The sequence below is a fragment of the Pseudomonas sp. FYR_2 genome, from assembly GCF_043106425.1.
GTDB lineage: Bacteria > Pseudomonadota > Gammaproteobacteria > Pseudomonadales > Pseudomonadaceae > Aquipseudomonas > Aquipseudomonas monteilii.
This window is the reverse complement of sequence record NZ_JBICMM010000006.1, coordinates 1-17,098: the sequence shown is the minus strand read 5'-3', so window position 1 is coordinate 17,098 and position 17,098 is coordinate 1. Positions and strand designations below refer to the sequence as shown.

Annotated in this window: 14 protein-coding genes and 1 pseudogene; 7 read left to right on the top strand and 8 right to left on the bottom strand. The window is 62.7% G+C overall.

Features of this window, described 5'->3' with window-relative positions; translation table 11 throughout:
• Positions 1–8 precede the first annotated feature (8 nt).
• The 7 genes from ACF8R4_RS00870 to ACF8R4_RS00840 form a co-directional block, all read right to left on the bottom strand.
• Positions 9–854, bottom strand: coding sequence for an AraC family transcriptional regulator (locus tag ACF8R4_RS00870; RefSeq protein WP_060498260.1), 846 nt, complete (start codon positions 852–854; stop codon positions 9–11).
• Positions 851–1,165, bottom strand: a complete 315-nt coding sequence (locus tag ACF8R4_RS00865; protein WP_104835140.1) for an AzlD domain-containing protein — start codon at positions 1,163–1,165, stop codon at positions 851–853. Before ACF8R4_RS00865 ends, ACF8R4_RS00870 begins: the two co-directional genes overlap by 4 nt.
• Positions 1,162–1,854, bottom strand: a complete 693-nt coding sequence (locus ACF8R4_RS00860; RefSeq protein ID WP_060498258.1) for an AzlC family ABC transporter permease — start codon at positions 1,852–1,854, stop codon at positions 1,162–1,164. Before ACF8R4_RS00860 ends, ACF8R4_RS00865 begins: the two co-directional genes overlap by 4 nt.
• Before the next feature lie 125 nt (positions 1,855–1,979).
• Positions 1,980–2,675, bottom strand: coding sequence for a sel1 repeat family protein (locus ACF8R4_RS00855; protein ID WP_060498257.1), 696 nt, complete (start codon positions 2,673–2,675; stop codon positions 1,980–1,982).
• Positions 2,676–2,811: 136 nt separating this feature from the next.
• Positions 2,812–3,894, bottom strand: coding sequence for a hypothetical protein (locus tag ACF8R4_RS00850; RefSeq protein WP_060498256.1), 1,083 nt, complete (start codon positions 3,892–3,894; stop codon positions 2,812–2,814).
• 39 nt (positions 3,895–3,933) lie between these two features.
• Complete coding sequence (locus ACF8R4_RS00845; protein ID WP_060498255.1) at positions 3,934–4,560, bottom strand: LysE family translocator; 627 nt, start codon at positions 4,558–4,560, stop codon at positions 3,934–3,936.
• 2 nt (positions 4,561–4,562) lie between these two features.
• The gene (locus ACF8R4_RS00840) at positions 4,563–5,351 is read right to left on the bottom strand and encodes a YqcI/YcgG family protein (RefSeq protein WP_060498254.1); all 789 of its coding nucleotides are present in this window, start codon (positions 5,349–5,351) and stop codon (positions 4,563–4,565) included.
• Between the two features lie 159 nt (positions 5,352–5,510).
• On the opposite strand from ACF8R4_RS00840, the gene ACF8R4_RS00835 reads away from it, so the two are divergent.
• The gene (locus tag ACF8R4_RS00835) at positions 5,511–6,431 is read left to right on the top strand and encodes a LysR substrate-binding domain-containing protein (protein WP_164524371.1); all 921 of its coding nucleotides are present in this window, start codon (positions 5,511–5,513) and stop codon (positions 6,429–6,431) included.
• Between the two features lie 386 nt (positions 6,432–6,817).
• Here ACF8R4_RS00835 and ACF8R4_RS00830 read toward each other — a convergent pair whose 3' ends face one another.
• Entirely contained in the window at positions 6,818–6,955 is a 138-nt protein-coding gene (locus tag ACF8R4_RS00830; RefSeq protein WP_156342102.1) for a hypothetical protein, read from the bottom strand.
• A gap of 93 nt (positions 6,956–7,048) precedes the next feature.
• On the opposite strand from ACF8R4_RS00830, the gene ACF8R4_RS00825 reads away from it, so the two are divergent.
• From ACF8R4_RS00825 to ACF8R4_RS00800, 6 genes and pseudogenes are all read left to right on the top strand, one after another.
• Positions 7,049–9,409 carry a DNA polymerase II gene (locus tag ACF8R4_RS00825; RefSeq protein ID WP_392491484.1) on the top strand — a complete coding sequence of 787 codons (2,361 nt, stop codon included), beginning with the start codon at positions 7,049–7,051 and terminating at the stop codon, positions 9,407–9,409.
• Positions 9,410–9,488: 79 nt separating this feature from the next.
• A pseudogene (locus tag ACF8R4_RS00820) lies at positions 9,489–13,985 on the top strand (NEL-type E3 ubiquitin ligase domain-containing protein).
• Between the two features lie 228 nt (positions 13,986–14,213).
• Entirely contained in the window at positions 14,214–14,765 is a 552-nt protein-coding gene (locus ACF8R4_RS00815; protein WP_060498250.1) for a DUF4174 domain-containing protein, read from the top strand.
• Positions 14,766–14,939: 174 nt separating this feature from the next.
• Positions 14,940–15,431, top strand: coding sequence for a hypothetical protein (locus ACF8R4_RS00810; protein ID WP_060498249.1), 492 nt, complete (start codon positions 14,940–14,942; stop codon positions 15,429–15,431).
• Between the two features lie 73 nt (positions 15,432–15,504).
• Positions 15,505–16,338, top strand: a complete 834-nt coding sequence (locus tag ACF8R4_RS00805; RefSeq protein ID WP_060498248.1) for a DUF692 domain-containing protein — start codon at positions 15,505–15,507, stop codon at positions 16,336–16,338.
• Positions 16,331–17,029 (top strand): DUF2063 domain-containing protein, encoded by a 699-nt coding sequence (locus ACF8R4_RS00800; protein ID WP_060498247.1) that lies wholly within the window; start codon positions 16,331–16,333, stop codon positions 17,027–17,029. Before ACF8R4_RS00805 ends, ACF8R4_RS00800 begins: the two co-directional genes overlap by 8 nt.
• Positions 17,030–17,098: the final 69 nt, after the last annotated feature.

Here is a 17,098-nt window from a genome sequence, read left to right as displayed (position 1 = left end):
GCGATGCCTCAGGCGGGTGTTGAAGATTGAGCACAAGCCTGCCGATACGCCCCCGGTGTCACCCCATACGCCTGCTTGAACTGCCGGCTCAAATGGCTCTGGTCAGCAAACCCCAGGTCAAACGCCACTTCCGAACCGACCAGGCCGCTCTTCAGCATTTCCCGGGCGCGGGCCAGGCGGCGTTGTTTCAACCAGGCATGTGGCGGCAGGCCGGTGGCCTGGCGGAATACCCGTGCGAAGTGGAACGGTGACAGGTTGACTGCGGCGGCCAGCGCTTCGAGCGAGGGTGGGTCGGCCAATTGGCTTTCCAGCAGTTCGCGGGCGCGGGCCACGGCCAGGGGTTCGTGGCCGGGGGCTGAAGGCTCGGCGCATTGCCCATGACGCTGCACCAGGGCCAGCACCGCCTGGCGCCAGGCGGTCTGTTGCTGCAGGGCGCTGGCGCCGGCTTCGGACAGCTGATGCAGCTGGCTGAAGGCGATGGCCAGGGCAGGGTCCTGGATGACGCTGTCCTTGAACCTGGGCATGCCGTGACGGCCCAGTTCCAGCTCGTCGAGCACGCCGGTTACCCGCTCGTGCTCGGGGTAGAAACCGCGATAACGCCAGCCCGCTTCATGGGCTGTGGCACCGGTATGCAGCTCGTCAGGGTTGATCAGCACCATGCTGCCAACCGGCGCCAAGTGCTCGCTGCCTCGGTGCCAGAAGCGCTGCGCCCCGGATTCGATCACGGTGAACACATAGCCTTCGTGCACATGCGGGGCGAAACGCTGCTGGAAATAACGCGCGTGCAGCATCTCGACGTCGCCCAGTGCCGGCGCCTGCCAGAGGTGTGTCTGCTCGCGCAGGGGCGTGCTCATGCCAGCCAGCTGCGCAGGAAGAAGAAGATCAACATGCTCACCAGCATGCTCAGCAATACGCTGCGGGTCAACAGCACCAGGGCGATGGCCACCAGTGAGCCCAGCAGGTAGGGGTTGAGCAGGCTCAGGTTGAGCTGGTGCTCGGGCATGAAGATGATCGGGCCGCAGATGGCGGTGAGCATGCCCGGCACGGCAAAGCCAAGGAACTGCCTGGCGTTGGAGCTCAGACGCAAGGGTAGGCGCGGCTCCAAGAATGCATAGCGGTTGAGGAACACGATGGCGCCCATGGCAAAGATCAGGATCCAGGTCATGCTCGGGCTCCGGCAAATTTCTGGCAGATGAACCCGGCGCCCATACCCAGCAGGCCTGCGGCCACCAGGGCGGTCTCCCAGTGCCAATGGCTGAACAATACCGAGCAGAACAACGACACAGCTACGCACACCACCGTGGGCAGGTTGCGCACCAGCGGTGCGATCAGGGCGACGAAGGTGGCGACGATGGAGAAGTCCAGGCCGAACTGGTCCAGGTGTGGAATGTTCTTGCCCAGCAGGATGCCGGCCAGGGTAAACAGGTTCCAGGCAATATAGAAGGTCAGGCCCACCCCCAGGGCGTACCAGCGGTTGAACTGCTGTTGGTCGTACTGGCTGGTCAGGGCGAAGAATTCGTCGGTCAGCAGAAAACCAAGGCCCAGGCGCCAGCGCAGCGGCTGGCTGGACAGTACCGGGCGCATCGACAGGCCGTACAGCAGGTGCTGCGAGGTCAGCAGCAGGGTGGTGAGCAGGATCGACGCCAGGTTGGCGCCGCCTTTGAGCATGCCGATGGCCACCAGTTGCGCGGCGCCAGCGAAGACGATGGCCGACAGCCCTTGGCCTTCCCAGGCAGTGAGGTTGGCTTCGATGGCCATGGAGCCGGCCAGCAGCCCCCAGGGGGCGACGGCCAGGGACAGGGGAAGAATGGCGATGGCGCCGTGGAGAAAGGCTTGGCGGGCGATGTGGGGCATGATGGCTGCAATGCTTTACGTGGTAGGCCAGCATGCCAGAAGGGGTAGGAGCATGGCTTGAACGATCTTGCTGGTCTATCGCCTGCCGCGCGCAGTCCCTTGTAGCAGCGCGTTAGCTCGGTGGATTATGGATGGCGGGTCAGATGCTGTTGTGCTGTCACACAGCCATTGATGTCCACGGCCTTCTGCAGCAGGGTCAGGCGGTGCTGCGGGTCGAGGTCGCCGAGCAGGCGGTACACTTCGGCCTGGTAGTCACGCTGGCGCCCCCACAGCATGTCCAGGCCTTGTGGCCGGCTGCGGTTGCAGGTCAGGCGGGTGGCCGGTTGCGGGTAGTAGGGGGCGTACACGGTGGCCATGCTGGGTATGGCTTCCAGCGCTGCGCGGTACTCGCTGCTGACGTTGTAGGGCCGGCACCAGGTGGCGATGGCCGGCGCGGGTGCGGCAAACCCCTGCTGGAGGCTGGCCACGAGTAACGGGCAGGCGGCATCCGGAATTTGCGCGACGGGCAGGTACGTGATGTAGTACAGCGCCAGGCGGTACTGCGCGACCGGGTGGCCCAGCTCGACCGATTTTTTCAGCAGGGCTACCGCTGTCGGCAAGGTGTGGGCCAGGGCCTGGCCCTGGCGGCTGAGCTCGGGGTCGCCGCCAACGGCTGTGCGCAGAGTATCGGCGTTGTCGCTCTGGTTGTCGGCCTGCTCCAGCAACGGCAAAGCCTGGCGGTAGAGCAGGTCGGCATGAGGGTCGATGCGCACCTCCAGCGCGTGCGCAGCCAGCGGCATCAGGGCGATCAACAGCGGGGGCAGGCGTCGCATGCGGCTCACAGGCAAGCCCCATGGGCGGCCAGGCAAGGATGGACGGCTTCGATGTTCATGGCGGTCAAGCGTGCGCCTCGGCAAATCGGAACGACGACGTATTCTAGCCACCCAGGCGGGCGGCCGGAAGACCACCTGGCAACTGTCAGACGAGCTTGATCGGCGTGACCTTGCGCAGGGCGTGTTTTTCCTGGGCCAGACCGAGTTTGGCGGTGATCACCTTTGCCAGGGCATTGTTGCCCAGATCGTTCAGGTGCAGGCGGTCGATGAACAGGTCGGCCCCGAACACGGGTGAGCTGTTGAGCATGCAGTTCATGTCGTAGCAAGGCACAGGGTCGGCCTGGCTCTTGATGCGGCGGAAAAACGCCGAATGCAACTGGCTGTCGAATGCACCCTCCAGCAGCCGGTCGAAGTTCGCCGGTTTTTGCTGCAGCGCGGTCAGCATGGCCTGTTCACCGGCAGGCAGGGTATCCCGGCACCAGGGCAGCAACGGCTGCAGAATGAAGGTGAGGGTGGCGTGGCTGTCTGCCAGTAGCCGGTCCCATTGGCGCAAGGTACGGCCAATGTTATCGGCAGCACGGGCCAGGCGCTTTTCCGGGGGCGACAGCGGCCAGCTGACCGGGGCGGCGACCACAGGGGTGGCCAGCGCCTGACGGATACGCCGCCACAGCGACTGCCGACGGGGTGGTGCGGCGGGCTGCATGCCTTCGCTGAAACTGTTGAGAAAGTCCTGGTAGGCCTTGGCGTGCTGCGGGCCGTTGAGGTTGGCGAGGACTTCACTGAGGGCTTCGTGGGCCAGGCTGTTGAGGCCGCTGAGCACCACCACGTGGCCGAGCTGGCCAAGGCGGTGCTGGTGGGTCAGGAACATCAGCAGCTCCTGGCTGGCGTTGAGCCCGCAGCCGGCCAGGCTCAGCCAGACTTCGCCGGTGAGCATCGACAGGTGCGAGGCCACCGTGTGCTCGTCGGAGCTGGCGCCGATACCCAGGGCCGTGGAACCGCCGACCAGCAGGTTGATACGCGAAGCACCGCCGCGCTCGGCTGCGGAAAAGCGCTTGCCGGCGCAATGGCTGTAGCGCAGGCCGAGCGCATCGGTATTGATGGTGCCAGAGCGGTAGCCACTTTCGTGTACATGCACGGTGAGCGGGGCACGCCGGCTGCCCAGCAGCAGAAAGCGTTGGTAGTCCTGCTGCAACGGTGAAGGAGATGCGTTCATGTCAGTCACGGCCATGGTCGCTCCTTCGGTTGCGCCGAGTGTTGCGCTTCACGTTCAGGCTGCCAGCTCCTTGAGGTTGTACAGCAGGCCACCGGCGGCGATCAGCAGCAGGGCCACACCGGAAGCCAGGCTTATCATGCGGTTGCTCCGCTGCGAGGCGATCTTGCCGATGGCGAAGATGTACAGGCTGAGCACGGCAAAATCGATGGCCACCCACAGGAGCGACAGGACCACCATGCTTTTGCCGAACGACTCGGTGATCTGGATGAACTGCGGAAAGAAGGCGATGAAGAAAATGATGTCCTTCGGGTTGGAGATACCCACCATGAACCCTTGCAGCAGCCCGCCACGCCCAGCCTTGGGGGCTTCGCTCGCCGCTTCCGGGGCAGGCGCCTTCAGGGCTTCCCTCAACGTGCCCACCGCGATGTAGCCGATGAACAGGCAGCCCAGCAGGCTCATGGTGCTGAGCCAGGCCTTGTCGATGGCGGCGCTGGTGAGAATGATCCAGGCCGCTGCACCGATCAGCACCAGTGACGCCCAGTTGGTGCCGACGGCGGTAAACATGGCCTTGCGCGAACCGGAGGCGGCCGCAGTGTTGACGATCAGTGCCACCACCGGGCCGGGGGTAGCGATAAGCAGCAGGACAGTGAGGGCATAGGTGGCGGTAAGTGCGGTATTCACGGTCAGTTCTCGATCAGTATGTCGGTTGCCGCCGGGTGTGCGGCATGGGCGTGGAATGGGCAGCGCGACGGGTTGAGCGACCCCGCCTCCTGAAGTTGGTACTGCTTCCACTCGTAGTTGTCGGCATCGCCGAAGAAGCCGAGGGTGTCAGGTACGACACCGTCGTTGTAATGGTGCACGCGTTCGCGAATGCGCTCGCGGATTTTCCTGCCGCTCTCGGTATTGGCGTTGGCCACTTCGTCGAAGTTTTCCCGTGGGTTGATGACGAAGGTGATGTGCTGGCCCAGGTTGCGGCTTTTCATTTGCTGGTGGCCGGGGAAGTTCATGTTGATGAACAGGGGCATGCCGGCATAGCAGAACGACCAGGCGGTGTCGTCGGGGTCGGTGGGAATGCCTTGCGGCCACGGGTGTGGGTCGCGCGCATGTACGCCACGCAACACTTTCCAGGCCAGCGCCTGTTGTTCGGCCAGGGTGCTGCCCGCTGCCGTTTCGAGAAACACCACCAGTGGGCTGCTGATGCGCTGTTTGGGTTTGATCGGCGTGACGGTGCGCACGTAGTCGGCCAGCCCTTGGGCGATGTTATCGGCCAGCTGCTCGGCGCCGGCGAAAAGAATATGGCAGGTTTCGCCGTTGACCGCCTTGCGGCCGAACAGGCATGGGAAGTCAGGGTTGGCGAGAATACTGCGAAAATGCTCTATGGTCTTGTAAGTCCAGTGCTGCGTGTTCCAGACATGTTCATCGGCCAGCTCTAGCGCATCCAGGCGATAGCAATTTCCATATCCCGTAAACATGATTTCCCCAGGCGTAAATTTAATGAACGTTCAAGCCACATGCAGGCAGGATCTTGGTTATGTTTATTATTTACCTGCATTTTCCGAGACGCTCTTGACGTTGTAAAACGCGTGGAACTATGACCTACTATTAGTCTTACTCATGCTCGGGACGTCGCCATGTCGGAACGGATTCAGGCCTTGCACGCCCTGCGTGCCTTCGAGGTGGCCTCTCGCTATGGCTCCTTTACCCGCGCTGCGGAAGAGCTCGCCTTGACCCAGGGTGCGGTCAGCCATCACATCAAGACCCTGGAGGCCATGTTCGGCTGCGACCTGTTCGAACGCCGTGGCCCCAAGCTCAGCCTGACCGAGCACGGCCGCCTGCTGGCGCAAGAGCTGAAAGTGGGCTTCAAGATCATCGAAAATGCCTGCGCATTGCTGCGCCAGGACCGCTATGGCCTGCGCCTGAAGGCCCCGTCCACGCTCACTGTGCGGTGGCTGCTGCGGGCACTGGATGCCTTCAAGAAGCACGAGGACAACTGCAGCGTGCAGTTGTCCAGCGTGTGGATGGACATCGACAGCGTGGACTTCTATTCCGAGCCCTACGACTGCGCCATCCTGTTGGCCAACGGGCGCTTTCCCGCCGATATCGAGAGCTTCAAGCTGTTCGATGAATGGCTGATCCCCGTGTGCCACCCCGACTACATGGCGCAAGCGCAGCCGGCCCTGGCCGACCTGACCCAGTGCGAATTCCTGCACCCGTCCCCGGACCGCCGTGACTGGCGGCGGTGGCTGGCGCGCATGGATGCGCTGGATATCAGCATCGATCAGGGGCAAGTGTTCGATACCCTCGACCAGGGTATTTCAGCCGCCCAGCAAGGCCTGGGTATTTCGGTGGTCGACCTGGTACTGGCCAGCGCCGACCTGGCGGCCGGGCGCCTGGTCACACCGTTCAAGCACGCCGTGGCCACCGGCGACGGCTACTACATGACCTGGCTCAAGGCCAGCCCCAAGGCGCGGCAAATGCACAAGCTGCGTGACTTCCTGTTCGGCCAGGTGCCGCCGCTGGCCTGCAAGGACATCAACTACCTGTACGGTTGAACACCCGCTCGAGCATGAAGTACTCCGCTGGAGCGGTTTTGTGGGGGGCGTTTGTCTTGAGGGATTCAGCGTCAGTGAGATCGAGCGCCGCTCGCGCGGCGCATCGCGAGCTGCGCTCGCTCCTACGTTTGTTTCGGGCCAGTCAGTCCTGTGGGATTTACGCGCGTACGCTTTGGCGCATGGCGTGATATCGAGTCGTACAAACAAGGCGGTCGCGCGCGCCTGTCACAAGCGTTACTGGCCTGAAACAAACGTAGGAGCGAGCGCAGCTCGCGATGCGCCGCGCGGGCGGCGCTCGATCTCACAGGCCCTGAAAATATTGCGGCAGGCACCTGCAGGCCCTAACCCCATTTCCGTCAGGGCCTTTACCCCAGCAAGAACAGACCTCAGCGCAAGGTATTCTTGGTCAGCACCAGATCGATGGCATGGGCGAGGGCGTGGAGATGGTTGATGTCTGATTTGACTGCGAAGAGCGGGGAATGGCTCAGGAAATGGCGAGGTGGGTCGGGAACAATCTTCTTCATGTTCAGAAATGTCCTACGGAAGATGCGCTCCCTCGGTGCGTCGGCGTTAGAATCGCCGCAATCAACACAACAAACGATTCAGAGGTCGACGCAGTGGAGTTGCAGCAGGGCTTTGTCCTGACCCGGCATTGGCATGACACGCCCGAAGGCACCTGCGTGGAGTTCTGGCTGGCAACCGACCAGGGGCCGCGACAGCTTCGCCTGGCGCCGCAGGTGTCGGTGGCGTTTATCCCTCAGGTACATGAGGCGCATGCCCGCGTGTTGCTGGCCAACGAGCCTGAGGTCGAACTACGCCCCTTGCAATTGAGGGATTTCGACCAGCGCCCGGTGCTGGGGTTGTACTGCCGGCAGCACCGGCAATTGATGCAGCTGGAGCAGCGCATGCGCAATGCCGGCATCGATGTATTCGAAGCGGATATCCGCCCGCCTGAGCGCTACCTGATGGAGCGCTTCGTCACCGCGCCGGTGCAGTTCACCGGGCAACCCGATGACCAGGGCGTGATCTGCGATGCCCAGCTCAAGCCCCTGCCGGGCTATCGCCCACCGCTGCGTCTGGTGTCGCTGGATATCGAAACCAGTGAACGTGGCGAGCTGTACAGCATTGCCCTGGAAGGCTGCGGCCAGCGTCAGGTGTACATGCTCGGTCCGGCCAACGGCGACCCTGAGGGCCTCGACTTCGACCTGCACTATTGCGATGACCGTGCCGGGTTGCTCGTATGCCTCAACCAGTGGATGGCGGAGCACGACCCGGATGCAATCATCGGCTGGAACCTGATCCAGTTCGACCTGCGCCTGTTGCACGAGCACGCCAAGCTGCTGCAAGTGACGCTGACACTGGGCCGCAACGGCGCCCCCATGACCTTGCGCAGCCACGCCAGTGGCGGCCATGTCTTCGCCGACGCGCCGGGGCGGCTGTTGATCGACGGCATCGAAGCGTTGCGCTCGGCAACCTGGAGCTTTGCGTCGTTCAGCCTGGAAAATGTCGCGCAAACCCTGCTCGGTGAAGGCAAGGCCATCGACACGCCGTACCAGCGCATGGACGAAATCAACCGCCGTTTCGCCGAGGACAAACCCGCCCTGGCACGCTACAACCTCAAGGATTGCGAGCTGGTCACGCGCATTTTCGCCCATACACGCCTGCTCGAGTTCCTGCTGGAGCGCGCCTCTGTCACCGGGTTGGCGGTAGACCGCAGTGGGGGGTCGGTGGCCGCCTTCTGCCACCTGTATATCCCGCAGATGCACCGCCTGGGCTTCGTCGCCCCCAGCCTGGGCAGCCGCCCTGACGAAGCCAGCCCCGGCGGTTTCGTGATGGATTCGCGCCCAGGCCTTTACGACTCGGTGCTGGTGCTGGACTACAAGAGCCTCTACCCGTCGATCATCCGGACCTTCCTGATCGACCCGGTAGGGCTGGTCGAGGGCCTGCGCTTGCCCGACGATGAGCACTCGGTAGAAGGCTTCCGGGGTGGGCGTTTCTCACGCAGCCAGCATTGCTTGCCGGCTATCGTCGAGCGCGTCTGGCAAGGGCGGGAGGCGGCCAAGCGTGAAGGCAACGCACCGCTGTCCCAGGCGCTGAAGATCATCATGAATGCCTTTTACGGTGTGTTGGGCTCTAGCGGTTGCCGTTTTTTCGACACGCGCCTGGCCTCGTCGATCACCATGCGCGGTCACCAGATCATGCGCCAGACCCGGGCGTTGATCGAGGCCAAGGGCTACGAGGTCATCTATGGCGATACCGACTCCACATTCGTCTGGCTCAAGGGCGCCCATGGTGAAGCGGCTGCGGCACAGATCGGCCGAGAACTGGTCGCCCACGTCAATCAGTGGTGGCGCGAGCACCTGCGCCAGCAGATGAACCTGGAAAGCGCACTGGAATTGCAGTTCGAAGTGCATTACCGGCGTTTTCTGATGCCGACCATCCGTGGGACCGACGAGGGTAGCAAGAAGCGTTATGCCGGGCTGGTACAACGCCCAAACGGTAGCGAGGATGTGGTTTACAAGGGGCTGGAGTCGGTGCGCACCGACTGGTCACCACTGGCGCAGCAGTTTCAGCAGGAGCTGTACGGGCGGATCTTTCGTGGCCAGCCGTATCGCGACTACGTGCGCCATTACGTGCAGCAGGCCCTGGCGGGCGAACTCGACAACCTGCTGGTGTACCGCAAGCGCCTGCGCCGGCCGCTGGCCGATTACCAGCGCAACGTGCCACCCCATGTACGGGCTGCGCGCCAGGCCGATGAATACAACAGCCGACTCGGTCGCCCTCGCCAGTATCAGCGCGGCGGCTGGATCAGTTACGTCATCACTACCGCCGGCCCCGAGCCGATGGAAAACCTTCAATCGCCGATCGATTACGAGCACTACCTCAGCCGGCAGTTGCAGCCGGTTGCAGATGCCATTTTGCCGTTCGTTGGCGATGATTTTGCCACGCTGACTGGCCGCCAGTTACAGCTGTTCTGAGCGCAGGCGTTAGCTATCTAGTGCCCGGTGCCGAGCCTGCTCCCTAGTCTGGCCTCTTTTCGTGAAGAGGCCTCGAGCAATGGACACTACTCCGCCCTCAGGCGCACAGGCAGCCATCGATGCGTTCCAGGACAGCATCATCAGCCAGCGCCTGCCGCTCTGGTTGCGTCAGACACCCCCAGGGCAACTGCCTGAGGTCGGCAAGGCATTGGCGAACAGCCTTCGCAGCCGTGAGCAAGTCAATGCGCTGCTGCGGAGTATCGAAGGTATCGACAGCTTTGTTGCGGCGGGCCTGGAGAAGGCCCTTGACGCGCGTTTCGGGCTTGGCGGCAACGCGCGCACGCTGAAGTTTCTGGAGGGCCGTCGCGAGCCTGTCATCAACAGCCAGCCGGTCGGCGCGCACCTCACCGAGGTGGTCTATGAAGAAAAGCCGCTGCTTGAGGTGGCACTGCGCAACTTCACTGCCGAGCAGGCCCAGGCCGGTGGATAGCCGCGCGGTAATCGGCTGCTGGTTCCGCGCCAGGGCAGGCTTGCACCGCCCACATGCATCGAGCTTGCTGCGCTTTGCCGTGAGCTGGATTTGGGTGAGGGTTATCAACGTCATCTGGATTCCACTCTAAAGCCCGCAGGTGATGCAGGGCGCGTGGAGTCCTGCCTTGTAGATGCCAGTCGCCACGCCATGCTGGTAGACGCCTACAAAGCCAGGCAGGAAGCGACGCTGGATGACAGCGAGCTCAAGTGGGTGGTGGCTATGTGCGATGATGGCAAGCTGCTGCGCCTGGCGGGTGACCTTGTGCAGGCCAGGCAACTGAAGTTGCTGGGTTGCCGGATTGAGCAGGTGATCGTGTTCGAGGTGATTGACCAGGGTGTCCTTTTCAACACCACCCGCCGTGTGTTGCTCTACGTGCCAGGCGACCCTGTGTCGCCTTGGCGCGCATTCGCGAACGTCGACAAGTTGAACCGCGAGTTGGGTCGTCGCCTGCGAGACAAAGCCTACCAGCGTTTTTTCAGCCGCTTCGTGCTGCGACGTGACAGCCAGGCTTTCTTTGCCCAGGTTTCGGCGCTGTTCGATGACCTGGCGGACTGGGCGTTCCGCGATCTCGAGCCGCATTTGCAGGGTTATTCGCAACCGTTGTTCAATGGTTTGGCACAGGCGCGTATTCGCCAGATCAAGGAGGATGCGGCGATGATCGCGGTGCCTGTGGCCAGGCTGGACCGTGAGGTGCAGCGCCAGCATGACCAGCGCCTGGCCGCCGAGGGATGGGCGTTGCTTAACCTGGCCAGTTTCTTTGTACCGGGCCTTGGCCTGGCGCTGCATGCCGTGACAGCGTGGGAGCTGCTGGGTGAGGTGTACCATGGTTTTGAAGCCTGGCATGAGGGGGATCGCCGAGAGGCGCTCGACCATTTGACCCATGTTGCCACCGACCTTGCCGTGCTTGCGACCACGGTGGCGGGGGTTGGTGTGGCCCGACGGCTTTGGGCGCGCTCCGTGCGGGTCGATGCCATGGTTCCGGCTCGGCTGGAAGACGGCACCGTCAAACTCTGGCAACAGGATCTGACCCCGTTTCAAGGGCAGGCCCCCGATGCCGGCGCAAGCCGCGACGCCATGGGCATCCGACGTCTGGGCGGGCAGGCCTGGATCGAGATGGACGGCCATCATTATCGTGTGACCGAATCGGCCGGGGACGGCCAGTGGCAACTGTGCCCCGTTGCCGGCCATGGTCCCAGGCTGCGTCACAATGGCGCTGGCGCCTGGCGGTTATGGAATGAACAACCGGCCCTGTGGCGGGATAGCTATCGCATGTTTCGTCGCCTGGGCGAACCCTTCAACAGGCTGGATGACGAACAGATCGATCAGGTCCTGCTATTCCATGGGCTCGATGGCGATGACGTGCGAGGCTTGCATGTTCATGCCCAGGCGCCCAGCCCAGGTATGCTCGACAGCGTACAGCGGGTCGGGCTCGATCAGCGCATTCGCGGCATGATTGGCCGCTTGCGCAGCGGCGAGCCGGTAGAAGATACGACCGTGCTTGATCACGCTCGGCGGTTGCCAGGTGCCAATGGCCTGCCATATCAGGCACTGGCTGAGCTGGCGTGGACACAACGCCGGCCATTGCTGCAGTACCTGTACGATGCGTTGCAACCCACCGACAGCCCTGGGAGTGCAGCGCTGCGCCGGGTCTTCCCCGGGCTGCATACACGCACCGCGCAAGCGTTGGTAACGGCCGCCAGCGGCGTTGATCGCAGGCGCTTGTTGACCAGCGGCAGGGTCGCACTCGACCTGGCCGAAGCGGCCAGGGCCAGCCTGTCGGGTATCCGCCAAACGCGGGTTCTGGAAGCCTTGTACCTCGACACGCCGCAGAATGCGGACCTGGCACGGGTGGCCTTGGGCCTGTTGCAGGAGCTGCCTGGGGGCGAGCAAGGTGTGCGCTGGCGCTTGTACGAGGGCTATCGGGGCGGGCCGATGCTGGCGCAGTGCGGTCAAGGCGGGCAAGCATTTGACCTGGTGCACCGGAACGGCGTGTTCCAACTGCTCGATGATCAGGGTGAGGCGATCGGTGAGGCAGGTGAGCTGTTTGAAGTCATCGCGTCAGCTTATACCGAGGCGCAGCGGGAAATGATGGGGGTCGGTGACCCGTTCTCGCACAACCTCCGGGTGATGCTTGGGCGCGAGGCGGTGAGACACCGTGACCAGATCAGTCGTCTGCTAGGTGTGGTAAGCCCGCGGGCTTTTCGAGCGCCGATGCGCTTGGCCGACGGGCGTTTGGGCTACCCGCTGGGGGGGGCAGGCGTGAGCGGTTTCGCGTCAAGAGGTAATGGCTTTAGGGCGGAATTGCGCGATATCTTCCCTTGGTTGAGTGACGAACAGATTGACACCTTGGTCGATGACGCGAGACGTTCAGGGCGTCAGCTCAGAGGGCTACTGAGGGACCTGAGCACTGAATTCACGGTGCTTCGCAACACGCTGGAAACCTGGGTAGCACAGGAACAGAGCGATGTTCGGGAGGACCGCGATGCCTTGCGCCAGACGTTGTTCAATTGCTGGAGACGGTCGGTGGGGGTGGGCGATCTGCACATCGACGCACAAGAAAACCTCCATGTCATGTATTGCAATTTCAGGTCGGGCGGTTTGCCCAGCCTGCCCGCGCAGGTCACCTTCAGAGGGGTGAGCAGCCTGTCGTTGCTGCACCTTGACCTCATGGAAATACCTGACAGTTTCTTGTTGGCCTTCCCTAATCTCAGAACCCTTGATTTGGGTGGCAACCTACTGACGCGGCTGCCGCAACCGTTGCTGCAGTTCACGCAGCTACGGCACCTGAGCCTTACCAACAACCGCATTGGCCTGAACCTGCAGCAAGCCGCCACACTGGCCTGTTGTACTGGCCTGGAATCCCTCGACCTGTCCCACAATCCACTGCGGCGGGGGTTCACGTTGGCCGGGTTGACCGAACTGCGCTGGCTGAGCCTTCGCGACACACAAATCACCCAGCTTCCCCCAGGCATTTTCGACCGCGATCAGTTGGTGGCTGTTGACTTGCGGGAAAACCGGATCCGGCAGGTGCCGGAGCATTACTACCAGTTACCCGTATGGCGCCGTCGAAGGATCCGCCTGAGTGGCAACCCCTTGGGTGAAGCACAGACAGAGCGGTTGCAGGCTTCGCTGAGGAGCGAGCAACTTGTCGTCGACGAGGAGCAAGCGCTGCTGCGGCTGGATCACGCGCGTGAAGTATGGGGGGATGCGGTGGCCCCGGAGCATCGCGGCTTGATGCTCGCAGCCTGGGATTCCCTGGATGCAGGGACGGAGTCCGAGCGGTTTTTCCGCGTCCTCAGGCAACTGTTGATGTCCGAGGATTTTCGCGTCAATGCGCGGGCGATGGGTAATCGGGTGATGGCGGTGTTGCAAGCGATGGCCATCACGCCGGAATTGCGGGAGCACCTGTTGTCCGTGGCCAATGATGAATGGGGGTGCCAGGATGGTGCAACCTGGTGCTTGAGCAATCTCGAACTGAACCTGCTCGTGTGGCAAGTTGAACATGCCGCTCAAGGAAAGGACGAACGCGCCCTGCTTCGCCTGGGAAGATGTTTATGGCGCCAGGATGCGGTCGACAGGTTTGCTACCCGATGGGCACTCGAACATGGCAGGGAGCAAGAGGGAAGTGAGGTCGGTTTGGCCTTCAGGGTTGGGCTGAGGGAACCGCTCGACTTGCCCCTGCAGGTGGGTGATATGAGCTTCCATGCTATTTCAGGGGTTCTCCAGGCGGACCTGGCGGCGGCGCAAGCGGCAGTGCTGGATGCCGAAACCCGGGATGAGCTCGCCCGCTCGATGGTTGACCGTGAATTTTGGCAGGCGCACCTGGAGCGTACTTATCCTGACCGGTTCGCCGAAGTTGACCGGCCGTTCAGGCGGCAGCTTGAAACGGTCCTTGACGATGAAGCGCTCCCTGAGGGTGAGAGGCTCGAGCAGGCAGATGCCATTCGTGACGCCCAACGTGCTGCACGCAGGGGGCTGATGCTGGAGTTGACCATTCGTGCCATGGAAGTGGGGCCAGAAGACCCAGGCGTTCATGTGCGCTGATGGCGGCTCAATGCAGGGGTGGCCTGCCCCTGTGCGAAGCGGCTTTGGGCTATGCTCAGTCAAGGTGACAGGAGCTTGTGTCCGCTCTGTCGCCTTGGCTTCAGAACACTTGGAAATCGACAGTTACTTTTCCACGGCCCGTTCTTGAGTGAAGTGGTTTAGGCTCCTTGTCGGATTTTTCTCCGTGATCTGTAGTCATTGGTATATCGAGACAATAAGGAGATACGCATGCTCGTCCGGTCACTGACTCTCGCTACCTTGCTAGCTGTTGCCGGCCCCTTGTTTGCCGCAGACAGTGATGCACCCCTGGCCAAGGAGCTGGGCAAGGCCAGGCCATTGGTGGTGATTGCCCCGAGCACTGCCGACCCGACCTTGCGCGGGTTGAACAAGGCACTGGAAGACCCGGCCACCCAAGCCGCCTTCAAAGAGCGCAACCTGGTGCTCTACAGCGTCGCCAACATGATGGGCAAGCGCGAGGACAAAAACCTCGAGCAGCAGACCACCATGGCCCTGATCCGCGAGCTCAAGCTGGGCGCGAGCAAGGGCACCAAGGTGATTCTGGTGGGCAAGGACGGCGAACGGCACATGCTCAAGGATGACGAAAGCGGTGAACCTATCGACCCGCAGGCGATTTTCAAGGCGGTCGATGAATTGCCCGCCAGCGAAAAGGCGGTGACCGCACCCGAACCTGTGGCCGCGGCGCCGGACGCAAAGGCCAAGGACAGCAAACCGGCCAAGCCAGCCAAACCGGCGGCCCCACCCAAACCGCTGGAAGACTGAACACGCGTCCTGGCCCCAAGGTAGCTTGGGGCCCGTTGCCGGGCGTTGTGTATCCCACTGTATCTGACCGCGCTGCAGACCCGCTCCCATACAAAAGCGCGCCTGGCGCGATACATTCACGACAAACCGCAACGGCTTAATGGCTCCACTTTCCAACCACAGTGGAGCTGCATCATGACTCAAGCAAAAAACACCCTCGGCCTGCTCGGCGCCGCCCTGATCGGCAGCATGGCATTGACCAGTAGTGCGTTTGCCGTGGAACCGCTGGCACAAGGTTACCAACTGGCTTCGGCCAAGGTGGCCGGCGAGGGCAAGTGTGGCGAAGGCAAATGCGGCGGCAGCGCCAAGGCCACCCAAAGCGAAGGCAAATGCGGTGAGGGCAAGTGTGGTGCCAGCGCCAAGGCCGGGGCTGAAGGCAAATGCGGCGAAGGCAAGTGCGGCGATGCCTCGTTCGCCAAAACCGACAGCAACCACGATGGCAAGGTCTCGCGGGATGAGTTTCTGGCGGTGGCCAAGGACCGTGCCGGCGACTTCGACAAGATCGACAGCAACCATGACGGCTTCATCTCCGAGCAAGAAGCGGCGGACCACCTGAAGGCGATCTATCAAGCCAATGGCAAGGCCATGCCCGAGGGGCTGTTCAGCCATTTGGCTGGCAAATCCTGACCTTACCCTTTGAAGTGACGCAACGCCCCTCCTGCTGGTCAGGCGGGGCGTTGTGCCTGTTGGAGACCTGTTTATGCGTGCTGCGACGTTGAACACCGGGCTTGGCTTGCGCCGTGGCCTGTTGCCGGAACTGCTAACGATGGACGCTGGTGCAGTGGACTTTCTTGAATGCGCGCCGGAAAACTGGATAGCGGTTGGCGGCGCCTACGGCAAGGGCCTGGCCCAGTTGGCCGAGCGCTTTCCCATAACTTGCCACGGGCTGTCGTTGTCGCTGGGCGGCAGTGAGCCACTCGACCTGCATTTTCTCGATCAGACCCGCCATTTTCTCGATCGCCACCAGGTACGCCTGTACAGTGAGCACTTGAGCTATTGCAGTGACGACGGGCACCTGTACGACCTGATGCCCATACCGTTCACCGACGAAGCCGTGCACCATGTGGCTGCGCGCATACGCCAGGCGCAGGAGCAATTGGGCCGGCGTATTGCCGTGGAAAACATCAGCTACTACGCCGCGCCTTATCAGGCGATGAGCGAGCTTGATTTTATCCGTGCGGTACTCGATGAAGCCGATTGCGACTTGCTGCTGGACGTCAACAACGTTTTCGTCAATGCCTGCAACCACGGCTACGAAGCCCGGGCCTTTCTTGAAGGCTTGCCCCAGGCCCGGGTGACCGGCATGCACATAGCCGGCCATTACGATGAAGCACCGGACCTGAAGGTCGACACCCATGGGGCGCCGGTAAAGGAAGATGTGTGGGCGTTGTACACCCTCGCTTGTGTGCGCTTTGGCGTGCAGCCGACCGTGCTCGAACGGGATTTCAACTATCCCCCGCTGGCCGAACTGTTGGCCGAGACGGCGCGTATCCGCAGCGTGCAACTGGCGTCGGGAGGGCAGCGTGATGAATGAGATGTTGCGCGAGCAGCAATACACCTTGGCCCGTCACGTGCGCGACCCGCAACGCAACGCACCGCCGCCGGGCGTGGAGGCGCGACGTCTGAAGGTTTACCGCGAGTTGTTCTATGGCGCTATCGAGGGCCTCCTGGCGGGCAGCTTCCCGGTGATGCGTCAGGCGTTGGGTGAACAGCGTTGGCATGCCCGCGTGCGAGCTTTCTATGCCAACTACCGTAGCCAGACGCCCTTGTTTACCGAGATTGCCGAAGCGTTTGTCGATTATCTGCAAGGCGTCGAGCTGGATGCGCCCTGGCAGTTGGAGCTGGCGCACTATGAGTGGGTCGAGGCGCAGTTGTATTTGAGCGATGCCGAGGACCCGGCCCATGACCCGGCAGGCGATTTGCTGGACGGGGTGCCGTTGTTGTCCTGCGTGGCGCGGGTGCTGGCTTATCAGTGGCCGGTAGAGCGCATTGGGGTGGATTATCAGCCAACGGTTGCGCCCGAGGCACCGACGTTGCTGCTGGTGTATCGCGATGCTGCGTTGACGGTGCGCTTTGCCCGCCTGGCGCCGATGGCCTATCGGTTGCTGGCGCTGGAGCAGGGTACCGGACGGGCGCGCCTGGAGGCGTTGGGAGGGGATGCGCAGCAGGGGCTGGCATTGCTGGCGGGGTTGCGCGAACAGGGTGTCATTGTCGGAACAGTTTGAGGGCCTTGGGGGCGCTTTGCGCCCCATCGCCGGCAAGCCAGCTCCCACAGGCTCGGTGCAAGGTGCTCT